This window comes from Enterobacter sp. 22452 (assembly GCF_052045065.1).
Lineage (GTDB): Bacteria > Pseudomonadota > Gammaproteobacteria > Enterobacterales > Enterobacteriaceae > Enterobacter > Enterobacter mori.
In genome coordinates this window covers 294,227-319,213 of sequence record NZ_JBQEOB010000004.1, presented here as the reverse complement: position 1 = coordinate 319,213, position 24,987 = coordinate 294,227, and the positions used below count along the sequence as shown (strand labels likewise).

28 protein-coding genes are annotated in these 24,987 nt (G+C 55.9%); 22 read left to right on the top strand and 6 right to left on the bottom strand.

All coding sequences use genetic code 11. The annotated features are described in order from the left end of the window. Positions 1–8: 8 nt before the first annotated feature. The 14 genes from ACTJJA_RS14060 (at position 9) to hisP (ending at position 12,864) form a co-directional block, all read left to right on the top strand. Entirely contained in the window at positions 9–1,022 is a 1,014-nt protein-coding gene (locus tag ACTJJA_RS14060) for an aspartate-semialdehyde dehydrogenase (protein ID WP_420984519.1), read from the top strand. Beyond that, on the top strand, positions 1,022–1,834 hold the full coding sequence (truA, locus tag ACTJJA_RS14055) for a tRNA pseudouridine(38-40) synthase TruA (protein WP_042716992.1): 813 nt from the start codon (positions 1,022–1,024) through the stop codon (positions 1,832–1,834). The genes ACTJJA_RS14060 and truA overlap by 1 nt, the downstream gene beginning before the upstream one ends. Positions 1,835–1,862: 28 nt before the next feature. After that, entirely contained in the window at positions 1,863–2,522 is a 660-nt protein-coding gene (locus ACTJJA_RS14050; protein ID WP_003861406.1) for a DedA family protein, read from the top strand. Between the two features lie 154 nt (positions 2,523–2,676). Then, a complete protein-coding gene (gene accD / locus ACTJJA_RS14045; RefSeq protein ID WP_010433245.1) occupies positions 2,677–3,582 on the top strand; it encodes an acetyl-CoA carboxylase, carboxyltransferase subunit beta in 906 nt (301 codons plus the stop codon). Between the two features lie 70 nt (positions 3,583–3,652). Beyond that, positions 3,653–4,921 (top strand): bifunctional tetrahydrofolate synthase/dihydrofolate synthase, encoded by a 1,269-nt coding sequence (folC, locus tag ACTJJA_RS14040; RefSeq protein WP_440668486.1) that lies wholly within the window; start codon positions 3,653–3,655, stop codon positions 4,919–4,921. Next, on the top strand, positions 4,911–5,597 hold the full coding sequence (dedD, locus tag ACTJJA_RS14035) for a cell division protein DedD (protein ID WP_126544345.1): 687 nt from the start codon (positions 4,911–4,913) through the stop codon (positions 5,595–5,597). The genes folC and dedD overlap by 11 nt, the downstream gene beginning before the upstream one ends. Positions 5,598–5,817: 220 nt before the next feature. Then, on the top strand, positions 5,818–6,306 hold the full coding sequence (gene cvpA, locus ACTJJA_RS14030) for a colicin V production protein (protein WP_000262116.1): 489 nt from the start codon (positions 5,818–5,820) through the stop codon (positions 6,304–6,306). Between the two features lie 33 nt (positions 6,307–6,339). Then, positions 6,340–7,857, top strand: coding sequence for an amidophosphoribosyltransferase (purF, locus tag ACTJJA_RS14025; RefSeq protein ID WP_010433256.1), 1,518 nt, complete (start codon positions 6,340–6,342; stop codon positions 7,855–7,857). 89 nt (positions 7,858–7,946) lie between these two features. After that, entirely contained in the window at positions 7,947–8,516 is a 570-nt protein-coding gene (locus tag ACTJJA_RS14020) for a UbiX family flavin prenyltransferase (protein WP_220119642.1), read from the top strand. A 290-nt stretch (positions 8,517–8,806) separates the two neighbouring features. Next, a complete protein-coding gene (argT, locus tag ACTJJA_RS14015; RefSeq protein ID WP_440668485.1) occupies positions 8,807–9,589 on the top strand; it encodes a lysine/arginine/ornithine ABC transporter substrate-binding protein ArgT in 783 nt (260 codons plus the stop codon). Positions 9,590–9,814: 225 nt separating this feature from the next. Beyond that, a complete protein-coding gene (hisJ, locus tag ACTJJA_RS14010; RefSeq protein WP_010433264.1) occupies positions 9,815–10,597 on the top strand; it encodes a histidine ABC transporter substrate-binding protein HisJ in 783 nt (260 codons plus the stop codon). 88 nt (positions 10,598–10,685) lie between these two features. Continuing rightward, a complete protein-coding gene (locus ACTJJA_RS14005; protein WP_440668484.1) occupies positions 10,686–11,372 on the top strand; it encodes a histidine ABC transporter permease HisQ in 687 nt (228 codons plus the stop codon). After that, positions 11,369–12,082: an ABC transporter permease gene (locus ACTJJA_RS14000; RefSeq protein ID WP_010433272.1), complete on the top strand. Its 714-nt coding sequence runs from the start codon at positions 11,369–11,371 to the stop codon at positions 12,080–12,082. Before ACTJJA_RS14005 ends, ACTJJA_RS14000 begins: the two co-directional genes overlap by 4 nt. Before the next feature lie 8 nt (positions 12,083–12,090). Then, positions 12,091–12,864 (top strand): histidine ABC transporter ATP-binding protein HisP, encoded by a 774-nt coding sequence (gene hisP / locus ACTJJA_RS13995; protein ID WP_010433274.1) that lies wholly within the window; start codon positions 12,091–12,093, stop codon positions 12,862–12,864. A 48-nt stretch (positions 12,865–12,912) separates the two neighbouring features. Here hisP and ACTJJA_RS13990 read toward each other — a convergent pair whose 3' ends face one another. The 4 genes from ACTJJA_RS13990 to yfcG all read right to left on the bottom strand — a co-directional run bounded on the left by ACTJJA_RS13990 (position 12,913) and on the right by yfcG (position 15,441). Further along, positions 12,913–13,422: a GNAT family N-acetyltransferase gene (locus ACTJJA_RS13990; protein ID WP_440668483.1), complete on the bottom strand. Its 510-nt coding sequence runs from the start codon at positions 13,420–13,422 to the stop codon at positions 12,913–12,915. 44 nt (positions 13,423–13,466) lie between these two features. After that, positions 13,467–14,354 (bottom strand): TIGR01777 family oxidoreductase, encoded by an 888-nt coding sequence (locus ACTJJA_RS13985; protein WP_440668482.1) that lies wholly within the window; start codon positions 14,352–14,354, stop codon positions 13,467–13,469. Between the two features lie 13 nt (positions 14,355–14,367). Then, positions 14,368–14,736 (bottom strand): dihydroneopterin triphosphate 2'-epimerase, encoded by a 369-nt coding sequence (folX, locus tag ACTJJA_RS13980; RefSeq protein WP_010433280.1) that lies wholly within the window; start codon positions 14,734–14,736, stop codon positions 14,368–14,370. A gap of 75 nt (positions 14,737–14,811) precedes the next feature. Further along, a complete protein-coding gene (gene yfcG / locus ACTJJA_RS13975; RefSeq protein ID WP_440668481.1) occupies positions 14,812–15,441 on the bottom strand; it encodes a GSH-dependent disulfide bond oxidoreductase in 630 nt (209 codons plus the stop codon). Between the two features lie 139 nt (positions 15,442–15,580). Here yfcG and yfcF point away from each other — a divergent pair, with 139 nt between their 5' ends. From yfcF to yfcD, 3 genes are read left to right on the top strand one after another with little or no spacing between them, the layout of a single operon-like run. After that, positions 15,581–16,225, top strand: coding sequence for a glutathione transferase (yfcF, locus tag ACTJJA_RS13970; protein ID WP_420984932.1), 645 nt, complete (start codon positions 15,581–15,583; stop codon positions 16,223–16,225). A 56-nt stretch (positions 16,226–16,281) separates the two neighbouring features. Then, positions 16,282–16,833 (top strand): phosphodiesterase, encoded by a 552-nt coding sequence (yfcE, locus tag ACTJJA_RS13965; RefSeq protein WP_440668480.1) that lies wholly within the window; start codon positions 16,282–16,284, stop codon positions 16,831–16,833. A gap of 55 nt (positions 16,834–16,888) precedes the next feature. Next, the gene (yfcD, locus tag ACTJJA_RS13960) at positions 16,889–17,455 is read left to right on the top strand and encodes an NUDIX hydrolase YfcD (protein WP_010433290.1); all 567 of its coding nucleotides are present in this window, start codon (positions 16,889–16,891) and stop codon (positions 17,453–17,455) included. A gap of 3 nt (positions 17,456–17,458) precedes the next feature. On the opposite strand, the gene ACTJJA_RS13955 is transcribed toward yfcD, so the two are convergent. Beyond that, on the bottom strand, positions 17,459–18,478 hold the full coding sequence (locus tag ACTJJA_RS13955; protein WP_010433293.1) for a LacI family DNA-binding transcriptional regulator: 1,020 nt from the start codon (positions 18,476–18,478) through the stop codon (positions 17,459–17,461). A 236-nt stretch (positions 18,479–18,714) separates the two neighbouring features. Here ACTJJA_RS13955 and ACTJJA_RS13950 point away from each other — a divergent pair, with 236 nt between their 5' ends. From ACTJJA_RS13950 to ACTJJA_RS13930, 5 genes are all read left to right on the top strand, one after another. Beyond that, a complete protein-coding gene (locus ACTJJA_RS13950) occupies positions 18,715–19,158 on the top strand; it encodes a PTS sugar transporter subunit IIA (protein WP_010433295.1) in 444 nt (147 codons plus the stop codon). 80 nt (positions 19,159–19,238) lie between these two features. After that, positions 19,239–19,511 carry a PTS sugar transporter subunit IIB gene (locus tag ACTJJA_RS13945; protein WP_003861447.1) on the top strand — a complete coding sequence of 91 codons (273 nt, stop codon included), beginning with the start codon at positions 19,239–19,241 and terminating at the stop codon, positions 19,509–19,511. Between the two features lie 21 nt (positions 19,512–19,532). Continuing rightward, positions 19,533–20,924, top strand: a complete 1,392-nt coding sequence (locus ACTJJA_RS13940) for a PTS ascorbate transporter subunit IIC (RefSeq protein ID WP_089597908.1) — start codon at positions 19,533–19,535, stop codon at positions 20,922–20,924. Beyond that, entirely contained in the window at positions 20,921–21,751 is an 831-nt protein-coding gene (locus tag ACTJJA_RS13935; protein WP_262186786.1) for a transketolase, read from the top strand. The genes ACTJJA_RS13940 and ACTJJA_RS13935 overlap by 4 nt, the downstream gene beginning before the upstream one ends. Further along, positions 21,744–22,697: a transketolase family protein gene (locus ACTJJA_RS13930; RefSeq protein WP_440668479.1), complete on the top strand. Its 954-nt coding sequence runs from the start codon at positions 21,744–21,746 to the stop codon at positions 22,695–22,697. Before ACTJJA_RS13935 ends, ACTJJA_RS13930 begins: the two co-directional genes overlap by 8 nt. 105 nt (positions 22,698–22,802) lie before the next feature. Here ACTJJA_RS13930 and pta read toward each other — a convergent pair whose 3' ends face one another. Next, positions 22,803–24,944: a phosphate acetyltransferase gene (pta, locus tag ACTJJA_RS13925; protein WP_440668478.1), complete on the bottom strand. Its 2,142-nt coding sequence runs from the start codon at positions 24,942–24,944 to the stop codon at positions 22,803–22,805. Between the last annotated feature and the right edge of the window lie 43 nt (positions 24,945–24,987).

Sequence of the window (24,987 nt, the reverse complement as noted above, 5' to 3'; positions counted from 1 at the left end):
AAACCACCATGTCTGAAGGCTGGAACATTGCCATTTTAGGTGCCACGGGTGCCGTGGGCGAAGCCCTGCTCGAAACCCTTGCTGAGCGTCAGTTCCCGGTGGGCGACATTTATGCGCTGGCGCGCACCGACAGCGCAGGCGAGCATCTGCGTTTTAACGGTAAATCCGTCATGGTCCAGGACGCGGCAGCGTTCGACTGGACGCAGGCGCAGCTGGCATTTTTCGCCGCGGGCGTTGAAGCGACTGCTGCGTACGTTGAAGAGGCGACCAACGCAGGCTGCCTGGTAATCGACCTGAGCGGCCTGTTCTCAATGGAGCCGGATGTGCCGCTGGTGGTGCCGGACGTGAACCCGTTCGTGCTGGCTGACTACCGCAACCGCAACGTCATCGCGGTACCGAACAGCCTGACCAGCCAACTGCTGACTGCGCTGAAACCGCTGATCGACGACGGCGGCCTGTCTCGTATAAATGTGACCAGCCTGCTGTCGGCCTCCGCTAACGGTAAAAAAGCGGTCGATGCTTTGGCCGGGCAGAGTGCGAAGCTGCTGAACGGTATCCCGATTGATGAAGATGATTATTTTGGTCGCCAGCTGGCATTCAACATGCTGCCACTGCTGCCGGATCGTGAAGGTTCCGTGCGCGAAGAGCGTCGTATCGTCGATGAAGTGCGTAAAATTTTGCAGGACGATGGCCTGATGATCTCCGCCAACGTTGTGCAGTCGCCTGTCTTCTACGGCCACGCGCAGATGGTTGGCTTTGAAGCCCTGCGCCCGCTGGCGGCGGAAGAAGCGCGCGATGCGTTTGGCCGCGGTGAAGATATCGTCCTTTCCGAAGAGAGCGAATTCCCGACCCAGGTGGGCGATGCCACCGGTAGCGCGCATCTTTCCGTTGGCTGCGTGCGCAACGATTACGGCATGCCGGAGCAGGTTCAGTTCTGGTCCGTTGCCGATAACGTACGCTTTGGCGGCGCGCTGATGGCAGTTAAAATCGCCGAGAAGCTGGTGCAGGAGTATCTGTACTGATGTCAGAAGTGGAACAAAAGCCGGTCCATAGAATTGCCCTCGGCATTGAGTACGATGGCAGTAAATATTATGGCTGGCAGCGTCAGAACGAAGTGCGCAGCGTTCAGGAAAAGCTGGAGAAAGCGCTTTCTCAGGTAGCGAATGAGCCGATTAACGTCTTATGCGCAGGCCGAACCGACGCCGGTGTTCACGGCACAGGGCAGGTGGTGCACTTTGAAACCACCGCCGTGCGCAAGGATGCTGCCTGGACGCTGGGTGTAAATGCGAATTTACCTGGTGACATTGCCGTGCGTTGGGTGAAAGCTGTGCCGGATGATTTTCATGCGCGTTTCAGCGCCACTGCGCGCCGTTACCGCTACGTCATCTACAACCAGCGTCTGCGTCCGGCAGTGTTAAGCCAGGGCGTGACGCATTTTTATGAGCCGCTTGATGCAGAACGCATGCAGCGTGCGGCGCAGTGTCTGATTGGAGAAAATGACTTTACGTCGTTTCGTGCGGTGCAGTGTCAGTCCCGTACGCCGTGGCGTAACGTCATGCACATTAACGTCAGTCGTTATGGCGCGTATGTGGTGGTCGATATCAAAGCCAATGCCTTTGTACATCATATGGTGCGGAATATTGTTGGCAGCCTGATGGAAGTGGGTGCCGGACACCAGCCGGAGAGCTGGATTGCAGAACTGCTGGCAGCGAAGGACAGAACGCTTGCGGCAGCAACGGCGAAAGCGGAAGGGCTGTATCTGGTCTCGGTGGATTATCCGGATCGGTTTGACCTGCCAAAACCGCCAATGGGCCCGCTGTTTTTAGCGGACTAAACAAAGGTGCAATTAAGGCTTAGACAATATGGACGTAATACGTTTTCTGATTGATTTCATTCTGCATATTGATGTTCACCTGGCGGAACTGGTCGCGCAGTATGGCGTCTGGGTATATGCCATTCTGTTCTTGATCCTGTTCTGTGAAACGGGTCTGGTGGTGACGCCGTTCCTGCCCGGAGATTCGCTGCTGTTTGTGGCCGGTGCGTTGTCCGCTCTGCCGACCAATGACCTGAATGTCCATCTAATGGTTGTGCTGATGATCATCGCCGCCATTGTGGGAGACGCGGTCAATTACACCATCGGGCGCGTGTTTGGAGAACGGTTATTTAGTAATCCGGATTCCAAAATTTTCCGCCGCAGCTATTTAGATAAAACGCATGCCTTCTACGAGCGTCACGGCGGCAAAACCATTATTCTTGCCCGTTTTGTCCCCATCGTTCGTACCTTTGCACCGTTTGTGGCAGGAATGGGGCATATGTCCTATCGTCATTTTGCGATGTATAACGTTGTCGGTGCGCTGCTGTGGGTACTGCTCTTTACTTACGCAGGCTACCTGTTTGGCGATCTGCCAGTGGTTCAGGAAAACCTTAAGTTGCTGATTGTAGCGATTATTGTGCTTTCCGTACTGCCGGGCGTTATCGAAATCATCCGTCACAAACGGGCGGCAGCTAAACAAGCGAAGTAAATGCACGCTGGCGGTTCGACCACTTTTTTATCCAAAGTTTCGGGCTGTTATGTTTTAATGTGCAACATTCATGGTCTGTTGGAGGCAAAAATGGCATTATTCGCCTCTTATAGCAAAACTGGCATACGACCAGGTTCAGGCAGAAAGGTTATCAATGAGCTGGATTGAACGAATTAAAAGCAACATTACCCCAACGCGTAAAGCGAGCATTCCTGAAGGGGTATGGACGAAGTGTGATAGCTGCGGCCAGGTTCTGTATCGTGCAGAACTGGAACGCAATCTTGAAGTGTGTCCAAAATGTGACCACCACATGCGTATGTCGGCGCGCAACCGCCTGCATAGCCTGCTGGACGAAGGCTCTCTGGTAGAGCTGGGCAGCGAACTTGAGCCAAAAGACGTGCTGAAGTTCCGCGATTCCAAAAAATACAAAGATCGTCTGGCCTCTGCACAGAAAGAGACCGGCGAGAAAGACGCGCTGATCGTTATGAAAGGCACCCTGCATGAGATGCCGGTTGTTGCCGCTGCGTTTGAGTTCTCCTTTATGGGCGGCTCAATGGGCTCCGTGGTTGGTGCGCGCTTCGTGCGTGCCGTTGAGCAGGCGCTGGAAGACAACTGCCCGCTGATCTGCTTCTCCGCTTCAGGTGGCGCACGTATGCAGGAAGCGCTGATGTCCCTGATGCAGATGGCGAAAACCTCTGCAGCGTTGGCGAAAATGCAGGAGCGCGGTCTGCCGTACATTTCTGTACTGACCGACCCAACCATGGGCGGCGTCTCTGCAAGCTTCGCGATGCTGGGCGACCTGAACATCGCTGAGCCAAAAGCGCTGATTGGCTTTGCCGGTCCTCGCGTTATCGAACAAACCGTACGTGAAAAACTGCCGCCGGGCTTCCAGCGCAGTGAGTTCCTCATCGAGAAAGGCGCTATCGACATGATCGTTCGCCGCCCGGAAATGCGCCTGAAACTGGCAAGCGTCCTGGCGAAGCTGATGAATCTGCCCGCGCCGAACCCGGATGAGCCACGCGAAGGCGTGATCGTACCGGATCAGGAACCCGAGGCCTGATAACTGAAAAGGGCAGGGCCGGTTGGCGCTGCCCTTTTGCTTTCTAATCTGTTAATGACAACCGGGCATTATGGAAAATAAAAGCATTCCCCAAGCCACGTCGCCCCTGGCCGCGTGGCTTTCTTATCTGGAAAACTTGCACAGTAAAACCATCGATATGGGGCTTGAACGCGTAAGCCAGGTCGCCGCGCGTCTTGATGTGCTCAAACCGGCTCCGTTCGTGTTCACCGTCGCGGGCACCAACGGGAAAGGCACAACCTGCCGCACGCTGGAATCTGTCCTGATGGCGGCGGGTTACAAGGTAGGCGTTTACAGCTCTCCACACCTGGTGCGCTACACCGAGCGGGTGCGCGTGCAGAACCGCGAACTGCCGGAATCTGCCCATACGGCGTCATTCGCGGAAATTGAAGCTGCACGCGGTGAGATCTCATTAACCTATTTTGAATACGGTACGCTTTCAGCGCTGTGGCTGTTCAAACAGGCGCAGCTTGACGTGGTGATTCTGGAAGTCGGGCTCGGTGGTCGTCTTGACGCCACCAATATGGTGGATGCGGATGTCGCCGTCGTCACCAGCATTGCGCTGGATCATACCGACTGGCTGGGGCCAGACCGTGAAAGCATTGGCCGTGAAAAGGCCGGTATTTTCCGGGCCAATAAGCCCGCCGTGGTCGGCGAGCCGGACATGCCGCATACCATCGCCGACGTGGCAAACGAGAAGGGCGCTGATTTAATGCGCCGCGACGTGGACTGGCACTATGAGGTGCAGGACAACGGCTGGCGCTTTAGCGATGCGCTGGGTGCGCTGGACGACCTGCCGCTGCCGCAGGTACCGCAGCCGAACGCCGCCACCGCGCTGGCGGCACTGCGTGCCAGTGGATTGACGGTGAGCGAGCAGGCGATCCGCGACGGTATCCAGAACGCGATCCTGCCGGGGCGTTTCCAGATTGTCAGCGAGTCGCCGCGTCTTATTCTGGACGTGGCTCACAACCCGCACGCGGCGGCGTATCTGGCAGGACGTCTCAAATCGTTACCAAAAACCGGGCGCGTGCTGGCGGTTATCGGTATGCTTCATGATAAAGATATCAGCGGGACGCTGGCCTGCATGGAGAGTGTGGTCGATAGCTGGTATTGTGCTCCTCTGGAGGGGCCGCGCGGCGCGACGGCTGAGCAGTTGATGGAACATCTCGGCACAGGCGCAATCTATAGTAGCGTGGCTCAGGCCTGGCATGCTGCGATGGCGGATGCTAAACCAGAAGATACCGTGCTGGTGTGTGGTTCATTCCACACGGTGGCACATGTCATGGAAGTGATGGACGCGGGGAGAACCGGTGGCGAGTAAGTTTCAGAACCGTTTAACAGGAACCATTGTGCTGGTCGCGCTCGGAGTGATTATTCTTCCGGGACTGCTCGACGGGCAGAAAAAGCATTATCAGGACGAATTTGCGGCCATTCCGCTGGTGCCGAAACCGGGCGATCGCGATGAGCCAGACATGCTGCCCGCCGCGACGCAGGCGCTGCCTGCTCAGCCGCCAGAGGGCGCAGCGGAAGAGGTGCGCGCAGGTGATGCTGCCGCACCGTCGCTCGACCCTTCTCGCCTGGCTGCGAATAACAATATCGAAATCGATCCGGTGCCGGTGGAACAGCCTAAGGCTGTTGAAAAACCGAAGCCTGTCGAGAAACCGCAGCCGAAGCCGCAGCGGGATAAAGCGGCAGAGCAGCTGGCTGCAGCGTCAGAAACCCCACCACCGGCGAAACAAGACGCGGCACCGACCGGTAAAGCCTACGTTGTTCAGCTTGGCGCATTGAAAAACGCCGATAAAGTCAACGAGGTGGTGAGTAAACTGCGCGGCGCGGGATACCGTGTTTACACTTCACCTTCCACGCCGGTGCAGGGTAAAATTACCCGTATCCTGGTGGGGCCGGAAGCGTCGAAAGACAAGCTGAAAGGGTCACTGGGTGAGCTGAAGCAGATCTCCGGGCTGAGCGGTGTGGTGATGAACTACAGCGCGAACTGACACGATCTTGCCCCTCACCTTAACCCTCTCCCCAACGGGGCGAGGGCTGGGGTGAGGGGGAACAGACGTCCACAGAGGCGTCAAAAGGCCCATGGCGTTGAGCGTTTTTTCAGCGCCTTTTTTATTTACGCGCGGGAAGGAAATCCCTACGCAAACGTTTTCTTTTTCTGTTAGAATTCGCCCCGAACTGGATGACAGGGCGTTAAATCGTGGGACACATATGGTCTGGATTGATTACGCCATCATTGCGGTGATTGGTTTTTCCTGTCTGGTTAGCCTGATCCGTGGCTTTGTTCGTGAAGCGTTATCGCTGGTGACATGGGGTTGTGCTTTCTTTGTTGCCAGTCATTACTACACTTACCTGTCTGTCTGGTTCACGGGCTTTGAAGATGAACTGGTCCGAAACGGAATCGCCATCGCGGTGCTGTTTATCGCGACGCTGATTGTTGGCGCTATCGTCAATTACGTGATAGGTCAGCTGGTCGAGAAAACCGGTCTGTCAGGAACGGACAGGGTGCTCGGGATCTGTTTCGGTGCGTTGCGAGGCGTGCTGATTGTGGCCGCGATACTGTTCTTCCTGGATACCTTCACCGGGTTCTCCAAAAGCGAAGACTGGCAGAAATCGCAGCTCATTCCAGAGTTCAGCTTCATCATCAGATGGTTCTTTGACTATCTGCAAAGCTCGTCGAGTTTTTTGCCCAGGGCATAAACCCTGAGATGTGGCTTAACGAGGAAAAGACGAATGTGCGGTATTGTCGGTATCGCCGGTTTCATGCCGGTAAACCAGTCGATTTATGACGCGTTAACGGTGCTTCAGCACCGTGGGCAGGATGCTGCGGGTATCATCACCATTGATGCAAACAACTGCTTCCGTTTACGCAAGGCGAATGGCCTGGTAAACGATGTGTTTGAAGCCCGCCATATGCAGCGTCTGCAAGGTAATATGGGGATCGGTCACGTTCGTTATCCTACTGCTGGCAGTTCCAGCGCCTCTGAGGCACAGCCTTTCTACGTCAACTCACCGTATGGCATCACCCTTGCTCATAACGGCAACCTGACCAACGCGCACGAGCTGCGTAAAAAGCTGTTCGAAGAGAAACGTCGCCACATTAACACCACCTCTGATTCTGAAATCCTGCTCAATGTGTTCGCCAGCGAGCTGGATAACTTCCGTCACTACCCGCTGGAAGCAGACAACATCTTTGCCGCCATTGCCGCAACAAATCGTCAGATCCGCGGCGCGTATGCCTGCGTGGCGATGATTATCGGTCACGGCATGGTCGCCTTCCGCGATCCAAACGGCATTCGTCCTCTGGTGCTCGGCAAACGTGAGCTCGGCGATGGTCGTACGGAGTATATGGTCGCCTCTGAAAGCGTGGCGCTGGACACGCTGGGCTTTGAATTCCTGCGTGACGTTGCGCCCGGTGAAGCGGTCTACATCACTGAGAAGGGCCAGCTGTTTACCCGCCAGTGTGCTGACAATCCGGTCAGCAACCCGTGCCTGTTCGAATACGTTTACTTCGCCCGTCCGGATTCCTTCATCGACAAGATTTCCGTCTACAGCGCGCGCGTGAACATGGGTACGAAGCTCGGCGAGAAGATTGCCCGCGAGTGGGACGATCTCGATATCGACGTCGTAATCCCTATCCCGGAAACCTCCTGCGATATCGCGCTGGAAATCGCGCGTATTCTGGATAAGCCTTACCGCCAGGGCTTCGTGAAGAACCGCTACGTTGGCCGCACCTTTATCATGCCGGGCCAGCATCTGCGCCGTAAGTCCGTACGTCGTAAGCTGAACGCCAACCGCGCCGAGTTCCGCGACAAGAATGTACTGCTGGTGGATGATTCCATCGTTCGCGGTACGACGTCTGAGCAGATTATCGAAATGGCACGCGAAGCCGGTGCGAAGAAAGTGTACCTGGCGTCTGCGGCGCCAGAAATTCGCTTCCCGAACGTGTACGGCATCGACATGCCAACCGCGACGGAGCTGATCGCTCACGGTCGTGAAGTGGACGAAATTCGCCAGATCATCGGTGCTGACGGCCTGATTTTCCAGGATCTGAACGATCTGATCGACGCGGTGCGTGCCGAGAACCCGGACATTCAGCAGTTCGAATGCTCAGTGTTTAACGGCGTGTACGTGACCAAAGACGTTGACCAGCAGTATCTCGACTACCTGGATTCCCTGCGTAACGACGATGCGAAAGCCGTCCAGCTGCAGAACGATCTTGAAAGCTTAGAGATGCACAACGAAGGTTGATGCTTCTGGCAGGTGGGGGCATACGCCCTCACTTGCAACTCCCCGCAAAATCCTGCACAGTCTGCCCTGAATCAGTAAGGGCAAAAATCATGAAACGACTCATTATTGGGATCAGCGGTGCCAGCGGCGCGATTTACGGCGTACGTCTGTTGCAGGTGCTGCGTGACGTAGCGGATGTGGAAACCCATCTGGTGATGAGCCAGGCGGCGCGCCAGACCCTTTCCCTTGAAACCGACCTTTCCCTGCGTGACGTTCAGGCGCTGGCGGATGTCGTCCACGATGCCCGCGATATCGCGGCCAGTATCTCTTCAGGCTCGTTTAAAACGGCGGGCATGGTCATCCTGCCCTGTTCAATTAAAACGCTCTCCGGCATTGTGAACAGCTATACCGATACCCTGGTGACGCGCGCCGCGGATGTGGTGCTGAAGGAGCGTCGTCCACTGGTTCTCTGCGTGCGGGAAACACCGCTGCATCTGGGACATCTACGCTTAATGACGCAGGCGGCTGAACTTGGGGCTGTCATCATGCCGCCGGTCCCCGCGTTCTACCACCGCCCGCAAACGCTGGATGACATCATCAACCAGACCGTTAACCGCGTGCTGGACCAGTTTGATATTGACCTGCCGGAAGACCTCTTCATCCGCTGGCAGGGTGCCTGAATTTGTGCACAAACAAGGTGCATGAAAAGACAAGTTGCCCTGTTTCAGGGCAATTATGCAACGGCGATCATATCCTCGACATTTAATTCGTTTTTTCCCTTCTTCCCTCTCCGGTTCGTTCGGCAGACCTGCTATCTTTCACCACTAAGGCAATATCGCAACGTTTTATTAACATATTTAACGTCGAATTTTTGACCAGACGGGAATGTGGCATAAGACCTGCAAGAGAAGCCTGCAACACAACACACTACACAATACATAATAAAATCACGGTACTTGAGGGTAAATGTATGAAGAAGACGGTTCTGGCTCTGTCTTTGCTCGTGGGGTTAAGTGCAGCAGCAGGTAGCTACGCAGCACTGCCAAAGACGGTTCGTATCGGTACTGACGCAACCTACGCGCCATTCTCTTCCAAGGATGCGAAAGGCGATTTCGTAGGGTTTGATATCGATCTGGGAAATGAAATGTGCAAACGCATTGCGGTGAAATGCACATGGGTGGGCAGCGATTTTGACGCATTGATCCCGTCGCTGAAAGCCAAAAAAATCGACGCCATTATCTCTTCTCTCTCCATCACCGAAAAACGTCAGCAGGAGATCGCCTTCTCTGACAAGCTCTACGCTGCGGATTCTCGTCTGATTGCCGCCAAAGGCTCCCCGATTCAACCGACCATCGACTCGCTGAAAGGCAAGCATGTCGGCGTGCTTCAGGGATCGACGCAGGAAGGTTTTGCTAATGCCAACTGGCGTGAGAAGGGCGTAGACGTGGTGGCTTACCAGAACCAGGATCTGATTTACTCTGACCTGGCAGCAGGCCGTCTGGATGCCGCATTCCAGGATGAAGTCGCCGCGAGCGAAGGCTTCCTGAAGCAGCCAGCCGGTAAAGAGTACGCCTTTGCGGGCCCGTCCGTGAAAGACAAAAAATACTTTGGTGATGGCACCGGTATCGGCCTGCGTAAAGACGATACCGAGTTGAAAGCCGCCTTTGACAAAGCCTTCGCTGAGCTGCGTAAAGACGGTACCTATGACAAACTGGCGAAGAAATACTTCGACTTCAATGTCTACGGTGACTAACGCATAACGGTGATGCACTGACCTGGTGCGTCGCTGGTGTGGGTGATCCGATATGGTGCAGCGTGTGCACCATATTGGGTCGTCGTGTGCATACTTACGCATTTATAATGCAAAAAATCCCGCCTTAAAGGCATTATTCTTTGCCTGACAGCGTGGATTAATGGCACATTAACCGCACCCCGTCGTCGTAAAAAACCGTATGAAGACAGTTTGTTGAGGATAGATATGAAAAAACTCGTGTTGTCACTCTCTCTGGTACTGGCCTTTTCCAGCGCCACCGCGGCATTCGCCGCCGTTCCGCAAAAAATTCGTATTGGTACTGACCCTACCTATGCCCCCTTTGAATCGAAGAATGCGAAGGGTGAACTGGTGGGTTTTGACATCGATCTGGCCAATGAGCTGTGCAAACGTATTAAAGCGCAATGTACCTATGTTGAGAACCCGCTGGATGCCCTGATCCCGTCGCTGAAAGCGAAAAAAATCGACGTCATCATGTCCTCTCTTTCCATCACTGAAAAACGCCAGCAGGAGATTGCCTTCACCGACAAACTCTACGCAGCGGATTCTCGTCTGGTGGTGGCTAAGTCTTCAGACATTCAGCCTACCCTTGAGTCGCTGAAGGGCAAACGCGTCGGCGTGCTGCAGGGCACCACGCAGGAAACCTACGGCAACGAACACTGGGCGCCGAAGGGGATCGAAATTGTCTCTTATCAGGGCCAGGAAAATATCTACGCTGACCTGACGGCAGGCCGAATTGATGCGGCATTCCAGGATGAAGTCGCGGCAAGCGAAGGCTTCCTGAAAACGCCGGTGGGTAAAGATTACAAATTTGGCGGCCCGTCTATTAAGGACGTGAAGCTGTTTGGTGTGGGCACCGGTATGGGCCTGCGCAAAGAAGACAACGAGCTGCGTGAAGCGCTGAACAAAGCCTTCGCCGAAATGCGTGCTGATGGCACCTACGACAAGCTGGCGAAAAAGTACTTTGATTTTAATGTTTACGGCGGCTAATCGCCCCGTCAAATAACGTGCGGCCCCTCCCACTCAGGGAGGGGAAAAGACACGGTTCCACCACTCACGACACGACAGGGCACGCGGTATGCTGTACGGATTTTCTGGCGTTATTTTACAAGGCGCGCTTGTCACCCTTGAGCTGGCTATCAGCTCCGTGGTACTGGCGGTGCTGATAGGTCTGGCGGGCGCAGGGGCAAAGCTGTCGGCGAATAAACCCCTGGCGCTCATATTCGAAGGCTATACCACGCTTATTCGCGGCGTACCCGATCTGGTGTTGATGCTGCTGATTTTTTACGGTCTGCAGATCGCGCTGAACGGTATTACCGACGCCGTCGGCATGGAACAGATCGATATCGACCCGATGGTAGCCGGTATTATTACCCTCGGCTTTATCTACGGTGCTTACTTCACGGAAACCTTCCGTGGTGCTTACATGGCCGTCCCGAGAGGGCACATTGAAGCGGCAACCGCATTTGGTTTTACCTCCTCACAAACGTTTCGCCGGATCATGTTCCCGGCCATGATGCGCTATGCGCTTCCGGGCATCGGAAACAACTGGCAGGTTATCCTCAAAGCGACAGCGCTGGTCTCGCTGCTTGGTCTGGAAGACGTCGTCAAAGCGACTCAGCTGGCGGGCAAGAGTACCTGGGAGCCCTTCTACTTTGCGGTAGTCTGTGGCGTGATTTATCTGGCGTTTACGACGGTCTCCAATGGTGTGCTGCTTCTGCTCGAGCGTCGCTACTCCGTGGGTGTGAAGAGGGCTGACCTGTGATTGAGATTATTCAGGAATACTGGAAATCCCTGCTGTGGACGGATGGCTACCGCTTTACCGGCGTGGCGATTACGCTCTGGCTGCTGATTTCTTCCGTGGTGATGGGCGGTATTCTGGCGGTGTTTCTCGCCATTGGCCGCGTGTCGAACAACAAATTTATCCAGTTCCCGATCTGGCTGTTCACCTATGTGTTTCGCGGTACGCCCCTGTACGTGCAGCTGCTAGTGTTCTATTCGGGGATGTACACGCTGGAGATCGTAAAAGGCACTGAGATGCTCAATGCGTTCTTCCGCAGCGGTCTGAACTGTACGGTGCTGGCGTTGACGCTCAATACCTGCGCCTATACCACTGAGATCTTTGCGGGGGCGATCCGCTCTGTCCCTTACGGTGAAATCGAAGCGGCGAGGGCGTACGGCTTTTCGTCGGTGAAGCTCTATCGCTGCATCATTCTGCCGTCGGCGCTGCGCATTGCGCTGCCTGCGTACAGCAACGAAGTGATTCTGATGCTGCACTCCACCGCGCTGGCCTTCACCGCGACGGTGCCGGACCTGCTCAAAATTGCGCGCGATATTAACTCCGCGACCTATCAGCCGTTTACTGCGTTTGGCATTGCGGCCGTGCTCTATTTAATTATCTCTTATGTTCTGATTAGCCTGTTCCGTAAGGCTGAAAAACGCTGGTTGCAGCATATAAAACCTTCGACGCACTGAGAAAGATGATGGCTGAGAACAAATTAAACGTTATTGATTTGCACAAACGCTACGGCGAACATGAAGTGCTGAAAGGGGTGTCGCTGCAGGCTAACGCAGGCGATGTGATCAGTATTATCGGCTCATCCGGCTCGGGTAAAAGTACCTTCCTGCGCTGCATTAACTTCCTCGAAAAGCCGAGCGAAGGCTCGATCGTGGTGAGCGGACAGAATATCAATCTGGTGCGCGATAAAGACGGCCAGCTGAAGGTGGCAGATAAGCATCAGCTGCGCCTGCTGCGCACGCGCCTGACGATGGTGTTCCAGCACTTCAACCTCTGGAGCCACATGACGGTGCTGGAGAACGTGATGGAAGCGCCGGTTCAGGTACTGGGGCTGAGCAAGCAGGAAGCCCGCGAGCGCGCGGTGAAATACCTGGCGAAAGTGGGTATCGACGAGCGCCAGCAGATGAAGTACCCGGTGCATCTCTCCGGCGGTCAGCAGCAGCGTGTCTCCATCGCCCGCGCGCTGGCGATGGAGCCAGAAGTGCTGCTGTTCGACGAACCGACCTCCGCGCTGGACCCGGAACTCGTTGGCGAAGTGCTGCGCATCATGCAGAAGCTGGCTGAAGAAGGTAAAACGATGGTGGTGGTGACGCACGAGATGGGCTTTGCCCGTAACGTCTCCAACCACGTTATTTTCCTGCATCAGGGGAAAATTGAAGAGCAGGGGCATCCGGACGAGGTGTTAGCGAACCCGCAAAGCCCGCGTTTGCAGCAGTTCCTGAAGGGATCGTTGAAGTAGGTTTTGCCCTTCTCCCTCTCCCTGTGGGAGAGGGGCGGGGTGAGGGCATCATACCGCACCACACTCCAGCCGATATACCCAGTCGTCATACCGTACGCCGTCAATCTCATACGCCTTTTCCAGCACCTGCGTACGCACAAACCCCGCTTTCTCCAGCACGCGCACCGAACCGCCGTTATCCGCCAGCACGTACGCGTTAATCGCTTTTACGCTGGTCTGGTTAAACGCATAGTCACATACCGCGCGCAGCGCCTCGCTGGCGATGCCTTTTCCCTGCGCGGCAGGCACAACCGTATAGCCGATATCCGCCTCTTCACGGTTCTCAGGGCTGATTTGCAGGCCGATATCGCCCAGCTGCGTATCGTCATCCCGAAAGCGGATCACGAAAACATGCTCCGCCATCAGGCGCGCGGCAAACACGCGTCGGGTCTCTTTTTCGGGTGCAATAGCGGCCATATAGCGCATGACGTCGCGGTTTTCGCGCAGCGAACGGAAGAACGCCCAGTCAGAGGGTTCGAAAGGGGTGAGGTGAAGCCGGGGAGTGGTGATGGTTGCCATTGTTACGCCATTTCATCGGAACATGGCGTATCACTGTAACATATTCAGCGCACCACATCCCCCAGCGCCTCTTCTAAATCATACCAGCGGAAGGCAAACCCGGCCGCTTCCAGACGTTTTGGCAGCGNCCCGCCCAGCACCAGCACCGATGATTCCCCCATCAACAGCCGGATCGCCGTCGCAGGCACGCGTAAAATCGCCGGACGATGCAGGGCATGCCCCAGCGCGTGGGCAAACTGTTCATTACGCACCGGATAGGGCGCAACCATGTTAAACGGCCCGCGCAGATCGTTATCCAGCAGCCAGATAATGCCGTTGACCATATCGTCGATGTGGATCCACGCCAGATACTGACGCCCGCTGCCAATTGGCCCGCCGAGCCCCAGCTTGAAGGGAGGAAGCATTTTACCCAGAATGCCGCCTTTCGGCGCAAGCACCACGCCGGTACGCAGCAGGCAGACGCGGGTACGATCGCTCTGCGCCGCGCAGGCGATACGCTCCCACTGGGCGCAGAGTTTATGGGTAAATTCGTTATGCGGCGGCTCCTCTTCGGTCACCACTACTTCGCCGAGATCGCCGTAATAGCCCGTCGCAGAGCCTGAAATGAGCACCGATGGCGGCGTATGGCTGTTGCGAATCAGCTCGACCAGCTTCTCGGTGATAGTCCAGCGACTGCTGCACAACCGCTGCTTCTGCTCTTCGGTCCAGCGCTTGTCGGCAATGGGTTCACCCGCGAGGTTGATGACGGCGTCAAAGCCGTCCAGATTCTGCTGCTCAGCCAGACCTTTCCAGATGTCGACACCTGCCCCCAGCACCTGACGTGCTTTCTCCGGGCTACGCGTCACCACGGTAATCTCGTGATGCAGCGCCTGCAGACGGGGAATGAGATGACGGCCAATCAGGCCCGTACCGCCGGTCAGCAGAATCTTCATACAACCTCCAGGTTTATGCCTGGCGTCGCCAGCTTAACGTCATGGAAACGGAGTCGGCGTAACGCAGGGCGTGAAGTTTATCGATCTCGACTTCAGCATAAGTGACCCAGTGATGTTCGCGTGCGATGTCGAGCACATCCTGAGTTAATTTTTCCAGCAAAGAGAAGCGGTTGTTCTCCACGTACTGGATAATGTTTTTGGTGATTGTGCGGTAGTTCAGCGCGTCATTGATATCTTCGCTGGCCCGCGCTTTGTCTGCGGGGTAATGAATAACCACATTGATGACAATATCCTGCCGGTTGGCAATCTCTTCCTCTTTGATACCGATGAACGTCCGTAAGCGTAAATTTTTTATACGTATAATTGCGTCATGCTGTGACATTGCAGGTCTTCTCCGTGTCAGTATTTGCTGCCCATAATACATGAGAGCGCGTCATGCACCCAACGGGGCAGTGGTCTAAATCTGCTGGATTATTTGCATGGCGCGCTCGGTCGCAGGGCGGGTCCGAATCCGTTCAAACCAGTTATTCACGGCAGGGTATGTCGCCAGGTCAATTCGGTGTTTTTCATGGGTGTTGATCCACGGCCAGCAGGCGATATCGGCAATGCTGTAATGATCGCCGCCAAGCCACGGCGTTTTCTCCAGCCGACGATTTAGCACGCCATATAATCGCTGGGTTTCAACCTGATAGCGTTCTATAGCATAAGGAATGGGCTGCGGGGCGTAGGCGGTAAAGTGATGATTTTGCCCCAGCATCGGCCCGAGGCCGCTCGACTGCCAGAAAAACCATTGCAGGGTGTGGTGACGCTCACGCAGTTCACCGCTCAGCAGCTTGCCGGATTTCTCCGCCAGATAGAGCAAAATCTCCCCGGATTCAAACAGACTTAACGGCCTGCCGCCGTCGGCAGGCAGATTATCAATAATGGCTGGAATTTTATTGTTGGGCGATATCGCCAGAAAGACCGGCCTGAACTGATCGCCTTTGCTGATATCCACGCGAATGATCCGATACTCCAGTTCGGCTTCTTCCAGAAAAAGGGTGATCTTATGGCCGTTTGGGGTAGGGGCATAGTAAAGGTCGATCATTCTCAACTCCTGTCAGTGTGAAAAGTGATGCCATAAAAAACAGTATAGGTGCCTGTTGTAAATCGTGAGTTTTCATCAAGTGACAGCGAGCCAAAGAGATTATATGTTGAGTGAAAACCGTTCAGCCAATGAGGAAGTTATGAACCAGCCTGCGATAACGTTGTGGTCCGATACCTGTTACTTTTCACCCTATGTGATGAGCGTTTACGTCGCTCTGGCGGAAAAAGGATTGTCTTTCACCCTGAAGACCATCGATCTGGACAGTGGCGAACACCTGAAACCGCAGTGGCAGGGTTACGACCTGACCCGACGCGTGCCGGTGCTGGAGATTGACGGTTTTGCATTGAGCGAATCATCGGCGATCGATGAATACCTTGAAGATCGCTTTGCGCCGCCGGAGTGGGAGCGCATTTATCCTCACGATCTGCAAAAGCGTGCCCGTGCACGGCAGATCCAGGCGTGGTTGCGTAGCGATCTGGTACCGATCCGCGTTGAACGTTCCACTGACGTGGTTTTCGCAGCCGTGAAAAAGCCCGCGTTGAGCGCGGAGGGCAGCGCCAGTGCGCAAAAGCTGATTGAGACCGCGTCTGCGTTGCTGGCGCACGGCAACCCGAATCTCTTCGGCGAGTGGTGCATTGCGGATACCGATCTGGCGCTGATGCTGAACCGTCTGATCCTCAATGGCGACGAGGTTCCTCAACTGCTGGTGGATTATGCTGCATTCCAGTGGCAGCGCGCTTCCGTACAGCGCTATGTGGCACTCTCCGCTAAGCGCGCGGGCTGATAAGCCCTGGCGCTTCAGGTATGATAGGGGCAGTCTGTTTTCCTGAGGAGTGACTGATGAAACTGATGTTTGCGTCGGATATCCATGGATCGCTGCCCGCTACCGAGCGCGTTCTTTCTCTGTTTGCCGAAAGCGGGGCACAGTGGCTGGTGGTGCTAGGCGATGTGTTAAACCATGGCCCGCGAAATGCGTTGCCGGAAGGTTATGCACCCGCGCAGGTGGCGGAAAAACTGAATGAGCATGCCTCGCATATTATCGCGGTACGCGGTAACTGCGACAGTGAAGTTGACCAGATGCTGCTGCATTTTCCCAACACCGCGCCCTGGCAGCAGGTCCTGCTGGAAAAGAGCCGTCTTTTTTTGACTCACGGTCATCTTTTTAGCCCGGATAACCTTCCGGCACTCGCCGCTGGCGATGTCCTGGTTTATGGTCATACTCATATTCCGGTAGCGGAAAAACGCGGTGAGATTTATCACTTTAACCCCGGTTCGGTCAGCATTCCGAAAGGCGGTTATCCGGCGAGCTATGGCATGCTGGACGGAAATACCCTGAGCGTTATCGCACTTAATGATCAGCAAGTTATTGCGCAGATAGCGATTAATCCGTAAGTTACACCTCAACTGCAAACGCGCCGAAAGAGCGCTTAGACGAGAAGGTTTCCCGATGGTGGAGCAGAATCATTTGGCAAGTACTGAGTGGGTTGACATTGTCAGCGAAGAGAACGAAGTGATCGCGCAGGCCAGCCGCGAACAAATGCGCGCGGAGCGTCTGCGTCACCGTGCAACATACATCGTTGTGCATGACGGCATGGGCAAGATTTTGGTCCAGCGCCGCACGGACACCAAAGATTTTCTCCCCGGTATGCTGGATGCCACGGCGGGCGGCGTTGTGCAGGCAGATGAAGTGCTGCTGGATTCCGCGCGTCGCGAAGCAGAAGAAGAGTTAGGTATCGCCGGCGTGCCGTTTGCCGAGCACGGCCAGTTCTATTTCGAGGACGAAAACTGTCGCGTCTGGGGCGGGCTGTTTAGCTGTGTCTCTCACGGGCCTTTCGCCCTGCAGGAAGAGGAAGTGAGCGAAGTCTGCTGGATGACGCCGGAAGAGATCACCGCGCGTTGCGACGAATTCACCCCGGACTCCTTAAAAGCACTGGCGCTGTGGATGACGCGCAACGCTAAAAACGAATCCGCTAAGCCAGAAAGCAAAGCGGAAAAAGAGGAAGAGGCTGAGTAAGCCTTAACAGCTTTCCCGCAGACAGAGGCTGGACGCGATAGGTTTATGGTCGCGCCAGTCTCCATCATTCAGACGTTCCAGCAACGCTTTCCCGGCCTCAATTCCAATCTTACGATGCGGTACCGCCATGGTCGTCAGCGGCGGCTGACAGACGCGGCTCACGTCGCTATCGCCAAAGCCTACCACTGCTAAATCGTCCGGCACTTTAATGCGTCGACGCTGGCATTCATAGAGTGCCCCGCAGGCCAGTTCGTCCGAGACGCACACCAGCGCATCCAGCTCCGGCCAGGCCAGCAGGAATTCCGGCAACTGTGCCGCGCCCGTGGAGAAATTTGGCGGCATGGCGGCGTTAATCACTCTGTTCGGCGACAAATGGTGGCGAAGCATGGCTTTGTACCAGCCCTGCAAATGCTGCTGGAAAATCCACTGCTCCTGGTTTGCGCACAGCAGGCCGATATTTTGATAGCCGCGCTGAATCACCATTTCCGTCAGTTCGTACATGGCGGCGACGTTATCAATGCCGATATTCATATCAATCGGATCGGCGCGCATCGCCCCCATTTCCATCACTGGAATGGAGGCATTTTTCAGCCAGTGGCGCACGGTATCCGTGTGCTCGACGCTGAGCAAAATGGCGGCGGCGATATTTGACGCCAGCAACGTTTCCAGTAATTTCTCTTCCTGTTCAAGACGATGCTGGGATTCTGCCAGCATGATCTGATAACCGGCGGGTTGCAGCACCTGCTGTAGCCCGGCGAACATCTCTGAGCAACCGGCTTCAGAGAGGTTAGGAACAACCATTGCGATCGTCCATGAAGAGGCTGACGCCAGCGCGCTGGCCGCAAGATTAGGCATGTAGCCCAGCTCCTGCACCGCAGCGTCTATTTTTTCTCGCAGTTTATCGGAAACCTGTTCGGGCGTGCGGAGCGCACGGGACACGGTCATTGTGCCCACACCGGCAAGCAGTGCGACATCGGCCAGCGTCACCTTACCGGTACTGCGTCGTTTTCGGGTTAGAGACATACACCTTCCTGCTAACAGGGCGCGACTACTTTCATCCTTCGCTTCACGTGAAAGGCAGTATACGCCTTAAATCCCTTTTTTTGCTGTGATTTAGCACCGTGATTGCAATTTGATAGCGCTATCACATTTCTGCATGTTAACTCTTGGTAGCGCTATCTTTGTGATCCTGATCGCAGTCATTCATTGAGGTGTTGAATAAAGTTTGCTCATCTTTAGCGTTGTAGCCGGAGGGCAAAGTGCTCAAAAAATGGATATATGATACAACCATCACGCTGCAGGAGAGCGTAGAGGACTGGCCGCAGGCGCTGGAGTTGTGTGCGAAGCCGCTGCTGGATTTGCAGGTGATTTCGCCGGAATACATCACGGCCATCATCGAGCAGCATCATACTTTGGGTCCTTATTACGTGCTGGCACCAGGGCTGGCGATGCCGCATGCGCGGCCGGAAGAAGGGGCGAAAGGACTCGGCCTGTCATTATTAAAACTGAAAAAAGGCGTCTCTTTCGGTGCCGGTGAGTTTGACCCCGTCGACGTGATAGTCATGCTGGCGGCACCGGACAAACATAGCCATATCGAAATGATCTCAGCGCTAGCAGAATTATTTTCCAGCGATGAGGATATGGCTGAATTACATCAGGCGAATACGCGGGAGGAGATAAAAACCATTATTGACCGCTTCTGATTTAATTCTTTAATCCGATTATTCACAACATTACGCGTCAGCGTGGTGGGGCGTACTCTACTCAAAATAAGGGAACAACAATGAAAATCATGGCTATTTGTGGGTCCGGTCTCGGCAGCAGTTTTATGGTCGAAATGAATATCAAAAAGGTACTTAAAAAGCTGGAAATTGAGGCAGAGGTTGAACACTCCGATCTCTCGTCTGCCACGCCTGGCGCAGCCGACCTGTTCGTGATGGCAAAAGACATTGCGGCCAGCGCCAGCGTGCCGGAAAGCCAGCTGGTGGTGATCAACAACATCATCGACATCAACGAACTTGAAGCGCAGCTGCGTGCCTGGTTCGAAAGACAATAACCCTGATTAGGCGAGGTGGATATGTTTATCCTTGAAACGCTGAATTTCGTTGTTGATATTTTAAAAGTCCCTTCGGTGCTGGTGGGATTAATTGCCTTAATCGGTCTGGTTGCGCAGAAAAAAGCGTTTTCGGACGTGGTGAAAGGAACAATTAAAACTATTCTCGGCTTTATTGTGCTGGGCGGCGGCGCCACGGTGCTGGTGGGGTCGTTAAATCCTTTGGGCGGAATGTTTGAGCACGCCTTTACTATTCAGGGCATTATTCCAAACAATGAAGCGATTGTGTCGATTGCGCTGGAAAAATACGGTGCCTCGACCGCGCTGATTATGGCCTTTGGGATGGTGGCGAATATTATCGTCGCGCGCTTTACCCGCCTGAAATACATCTTCCTGACAGGTCACCACACTTTTTACATGGCGTGCATGATTGGCGTGATCCTGACGGTGGCGGGCTTTGAGGGCGTGGGTCTGGTCTTTACCGGCTCGCTGATCCTCGGCCTGATCATGGCCTTCTTCCCGGCGATTGCGCAGCGCTACATGAAGCGCATAACCGGCAACGATGAGATTGCCTTCGGCCACTTCGGCACGCTGGGCTACGTGCTGTCCGGCTGGATTGGCAGCAAGGTCGGTAAGGGCTCCCGCTCAACGGAAGAGATGAACCTGCCGAAGAACCTGAGCTTCCTGCGCGACAGTTCGATCTCCATCTCCCTGACCATGATGATTATCTACCTCATCCTGGCGGTGAGCGCCGGACGTGAGTACGTAGAGGCGACCTTCAGCGGCGGCCAGAACTACCTGGTCTACGCCATCATCATGGCGATCACCTTTGCGGCAGGCGTGTTCATCATCCTGCAGGGCGTACGGCTGATACTGGCGGAAATCGTCCCGGCCTTTACCGGCTTCTCGGAAAAACTGGTTCCCAACGCGCGCCCCGCGCTGGACTGCCCGGTGGTGTATCCGTATGCGCCAAACGCGGTGCTGATTGGCTTCCTGTTCAGCTTCCTCGGCGGGATTGTGGGGTTGTTCATCTGCGGCCAGTTCAGTTGGGTGCTGATCCTCCCGGGCGTGGTACCGCACTTCTTCACCGGCGCAACGGCGGGCGTGTTTGGTAACGCCACCGGCGGACGTCGCGGGGCAATGATTGGCGCCTTTGCTAACGGCCTGCTGATCACCTTCCTGCCGGTTCTGCTGCTGCCGGTGCTGGGCGCAATTGGTTTTGCAAACACCACCTTCTCGGACGCTGATTTCGGTGCCGTCGGGATTGTGCTCGGCAACCTGGCGCGCTTCCTGTCGCCGCTTGCCATTACCGGGCTGGTTGTGGCGTTGTTCGCGCTGCTGGTGGCGTACAACGTCTTCGCGAAAAACAAACCTGCAGGCGGTAACGCGCAGGAAAACACCGGAGCCAAATCATGAATGAGAAAGAGATAACCGAACTCGCGCGTCAGATCCGTCTTGAGACGCTGAAATCCCTGACGCAGCTGGGCTTTGGCCACTACGGCGGCAGTATGTCGGTGGTTGAAACCCTGGCCGTGCTGTACGGCGCGGTGATGAAAATCGACCCGGCGGACCCGGACTGGCCAGAGCGAGACTATTTCGTCCTGTCGAAAGGACACGCGGGCCCGGCGCTCTACAGCACGCTGGCGATCAAGGGCTACTTCCCCGTTGAAGAGCTGAGCACTCTGAACCAGAACGGTACGCGCCTGCCAAGCCACCCGGACCGCCTGAAAACGCGCGGCGTGGACGCCACCACCGGCTCGCTGGGACAGGGTATCTCCATTGCGGGCGGTATGGCGCTGTCGCACAAGCTGGCGGGGCGACCGAATCGGGTGTTTTGCATCGTCGGTGACGGCGAGCTGAATGAGGGACAATGCTGGGAAGCCTTCCAGTTTATCGCCCACCATCGCCTGAACAACCTGACGGTGTTCGTGGACTGGAACAAGCAGCAGCTCGACGGCGAGCTGGACGAGATCATCAGCGCGTTCGACCTGGAGGGAAAATTCCGCGCCTTTGGCTTTGACGTGGCGACGGTGAAGGGCGACGACATTCCGGGTCTGCTGGCGGTAACGTCGCGGGTCCCCGAGGCCGAAGCGCGTCCATTCGTTGTCATCCTCGACAGCATCAAAGGGCAGGGTGTGCCGTATCTGGAGCAGCTCAGCAACTCGCACCACCTGCGATTGACCGCGGAGAGCAAAGCGGCCCTCAACGAGACGATTCGCCAACTGGAGGCTTCACATGATTAAGGTTGCACCGCCACGACAGAAAGACGCCGTTGAGATGCGTAAGATCTACGCGGGCTTTGTGGCAAAACAGATTGAGGCGGGGAGCGAAATTATCGCCCTTGAAGCCGACCTGATGAGCTCGATGGCGATGGACGGCGTCGCGCGCGATTATCCGCAGCACGTGATTAACTGCGGCATTATGGAGGCCAACGTCATCGGCACCGCGGCGGGGCTGTCGCTTACCGGACGTAAGCCGTTCGTGCACACCTTTACCGCGTTTGCCAGCCGCCGCTGCTTCGATCAGCTGTTTATGTCTCTGGACTACCAGCGTAACAACGTGAAGGTGATTGCGTCGGACGCGGGCGTGACGGCCTGCCACAACGGCGGGACACATATGTCATTTGAGGATATGGGTATCGTACGCGGCCTGGCGCACTCGGTGGTGCTGGAGGTGACCGACGCAGTGATGTTCGAGGACGTGCTGCGCCAGCTTATCGACCTCGAAGGCTTCTACTGGGTGCGGACCATTCGTAAACAGGCGCCGAGCGTCTACGCCCCGGGCTCAACCTTCACCATTGGCAAAGGCAACGTGCTGCGCGAGGGGAGTGATATTACGTTGATCGCCAATGGCATCATGGTGGCGGAAGCGCTGGAGGCGGCTCGCCAGCTTGAGCAGGAGGGCGTAAGCGCGGCGGTTATCGACATGTTTACCCTGAAGCCCATCGACCGGATGCTGGTGAAAAACTACGCCGAGAAAACCGGGCGCATCGTCACCTGTGAAAACCACAGCATTCACAACGGGCTGGGATCGGCGGTGGCGGAAGTGCTGGTGGAAACCTGTCCGGTACCAATGCGACGGGTGGGCGTCAAGGAGCGTTACGGCCAGGTAGGTACGCAGGATTTCCTGCAGAAGGAGTATGGCCTGACGGCACATGACATTGTGTCGTCGGCGAGAGAGTTGCTGTAATAAAAAAGGCGACTCTGTAGTCGCCTTTCTTGCCGGATGGCGCTTCGCTTATCCGGCCTACAAAACCGTAGGCCCGGTAAGCGCTAGCGCCACCGGGCTTTTAGCTTACTGCTGCTGCGAAGACTGGATCGCGGTCAGAGCGATGGTGTAGACGATATCGTCAACCAGCGCGCCACGGGACAGGTCGTTCACAGGTTTGCGCATGCCCTGCAGCATTGGCCCGATGGAGATCAGGTCTGCAGAACGCTGTACCGCTTTGTAGGTGGTGTTACCGGTGTTCAGATCCGGGAAGATGAACACGGTAGCGCGACCGGCAACCGGCGAGTTCGGCGCTTTGGATTTCGCAACGTCAGCCATTACCGCAGCATCGTACTGCAGCGGGCCGTCGATCATCAGGTCAGGACGTTTTTCCTGCGCCAGACGGGTCGCTTCACGCACTTTCTCTACGTCGCTACCTGCACCTGAGGTGCCGGTGGAGTAGGAGAGCATCGCAACGCGCGGTTCGATACCGAAGGCAATCGCAGAGTCTGCGGACTGGATAGCGATTTCCGCCAGCTGTTCTGCGGTTGGATCCGGGTTGATCGCGCAGTCGCCGTAAACGTAAACCTGTTCAGGCAGCAGCATGAAGAATACGGAAGAAACCAGAGAGCTGCCCGGTGCAGTTTTGATCAGCTGCAGCGGTGGACGGATGGTGTTCGCCGTGGTGTGAACCGCACCGGAAACCAGACCGTCAACTTCGTCCTGCTCCAGCATCAGCGTGCCCAGCACCACGTTGTCTTCCAGCTGTTCGCGCGCAACGGCTTCGGTCATGCCTTTGCTCTTACGCAGCTCAACCAGACGGGCAACGTAGCTTTCGCGAACCACTTCAGGGTCAACGATTTCGATGCCAGCGCCCAGCTCAACGCCCTGAGACGCCGCTACGCGGGTGATCTCATCCGGGTTACCCAGCAGCACACAGGTCGCGATGCCGCGCTCTGCACAGATAGCCGCTGCTTTAACGGTACGTGGTTCGTCGCCTTCTGGCAGAACAACGCGTTTGCCCGCTTTACGCGCCAGCTCGGTCAGCTGGTAACGGAATGCTGGAGGAGACAGACGGCGGCTGCGCTCGGAGGTCGCCGTCAGGGATTCGATCCAGTCTGCGTCGATGTAGCCCGCAACGTATTCCTGAACTTTCTCGATACGCTCGTGGTCATCAACCGGTACTTCCAGGTTGAAGCTCTGCAGGCTCAGGGAGGTCTGCCAGGTGTTGGTGTTCACCATGAAGACCGGCAGGCCGGTGGCGAACGCGCGTTCGCACAGCTTGCTGACACGTGGGTCCATCTCGTAGGCACCGGTCAGCAGGATCGCACCGATTTCCACGCCGTTCATCGCGGCCAGGCAGGCTGCAACCAGCACGTCTGGACGGTCTGCGGAGGTGACCAGCAGGGAACCTGCGCGGAAGTGCTCCAGCATGTGCGGAATGCTGCGCGCACAGAAGGTCACGGACTTCACGCGGCGGGTGTTGATGTCGCCTTCGTTAACCACGGTGGCGTTCAGGTGGCGCGCCATATCGATTGCACGGGTGGCAATCAGATCGAAGCTCCATGGCACCGCACCCAGTACTGGCAGCGGGCTGGACCCCTGCAGCTTAGCCGGATCTATTTTGATGACTTTCGCTTTAGAAGAGTCGTCGAAGATCTCGGACAGGTCAGGGCGAGTACGGCCCTGTTCATCCACTGGCGCATTCAGTTTGTTCACGATCACGCCGGTGATGTTGGTGTTTTTCGCACCGCCGAAGCTGCTGCGCGTCAGTTCGATACGCTCGTTCAGCTGCTCTGGGGTGTCAGTGCCCTGAGACATGACGAAAACGATCTCTGCGTTCAGGGTTTTCGCGATTTCAAAGTTCAGAGACTGGGCAAACTGGTGTTTGCGCGTCGGGACCAGACCTTCAACCAGCACCACTTCTGCGTCTTGCGCGTTAGCGTGGTAGTTGGCGATGATCTCTTCCATCAGCACGTCTTTCTGGTTGCTTGACAGCAGAGATTCAACGTGGCTCATCTTCAGCGGTTCAGCCGCTGGCAGATTGGAGTTCTTGCGAACGATGGTGGTGGTCTGGTCTGGCGCATCGCCACCGGCACGCGGCTGGGCGATTGGCTTAAAGACGCTCAGACGAACGCCTTTGCGTTCCATAGCACGGATCACGCCAAGGCTGACGCTGGTCAGGCCGACGCTGGTTCCGGTAGGGATCAGCATAATAGTACGGGACACGGTTTATCCTCTTTCGTTACCGCCGCGATTGGGCGGGTTACAA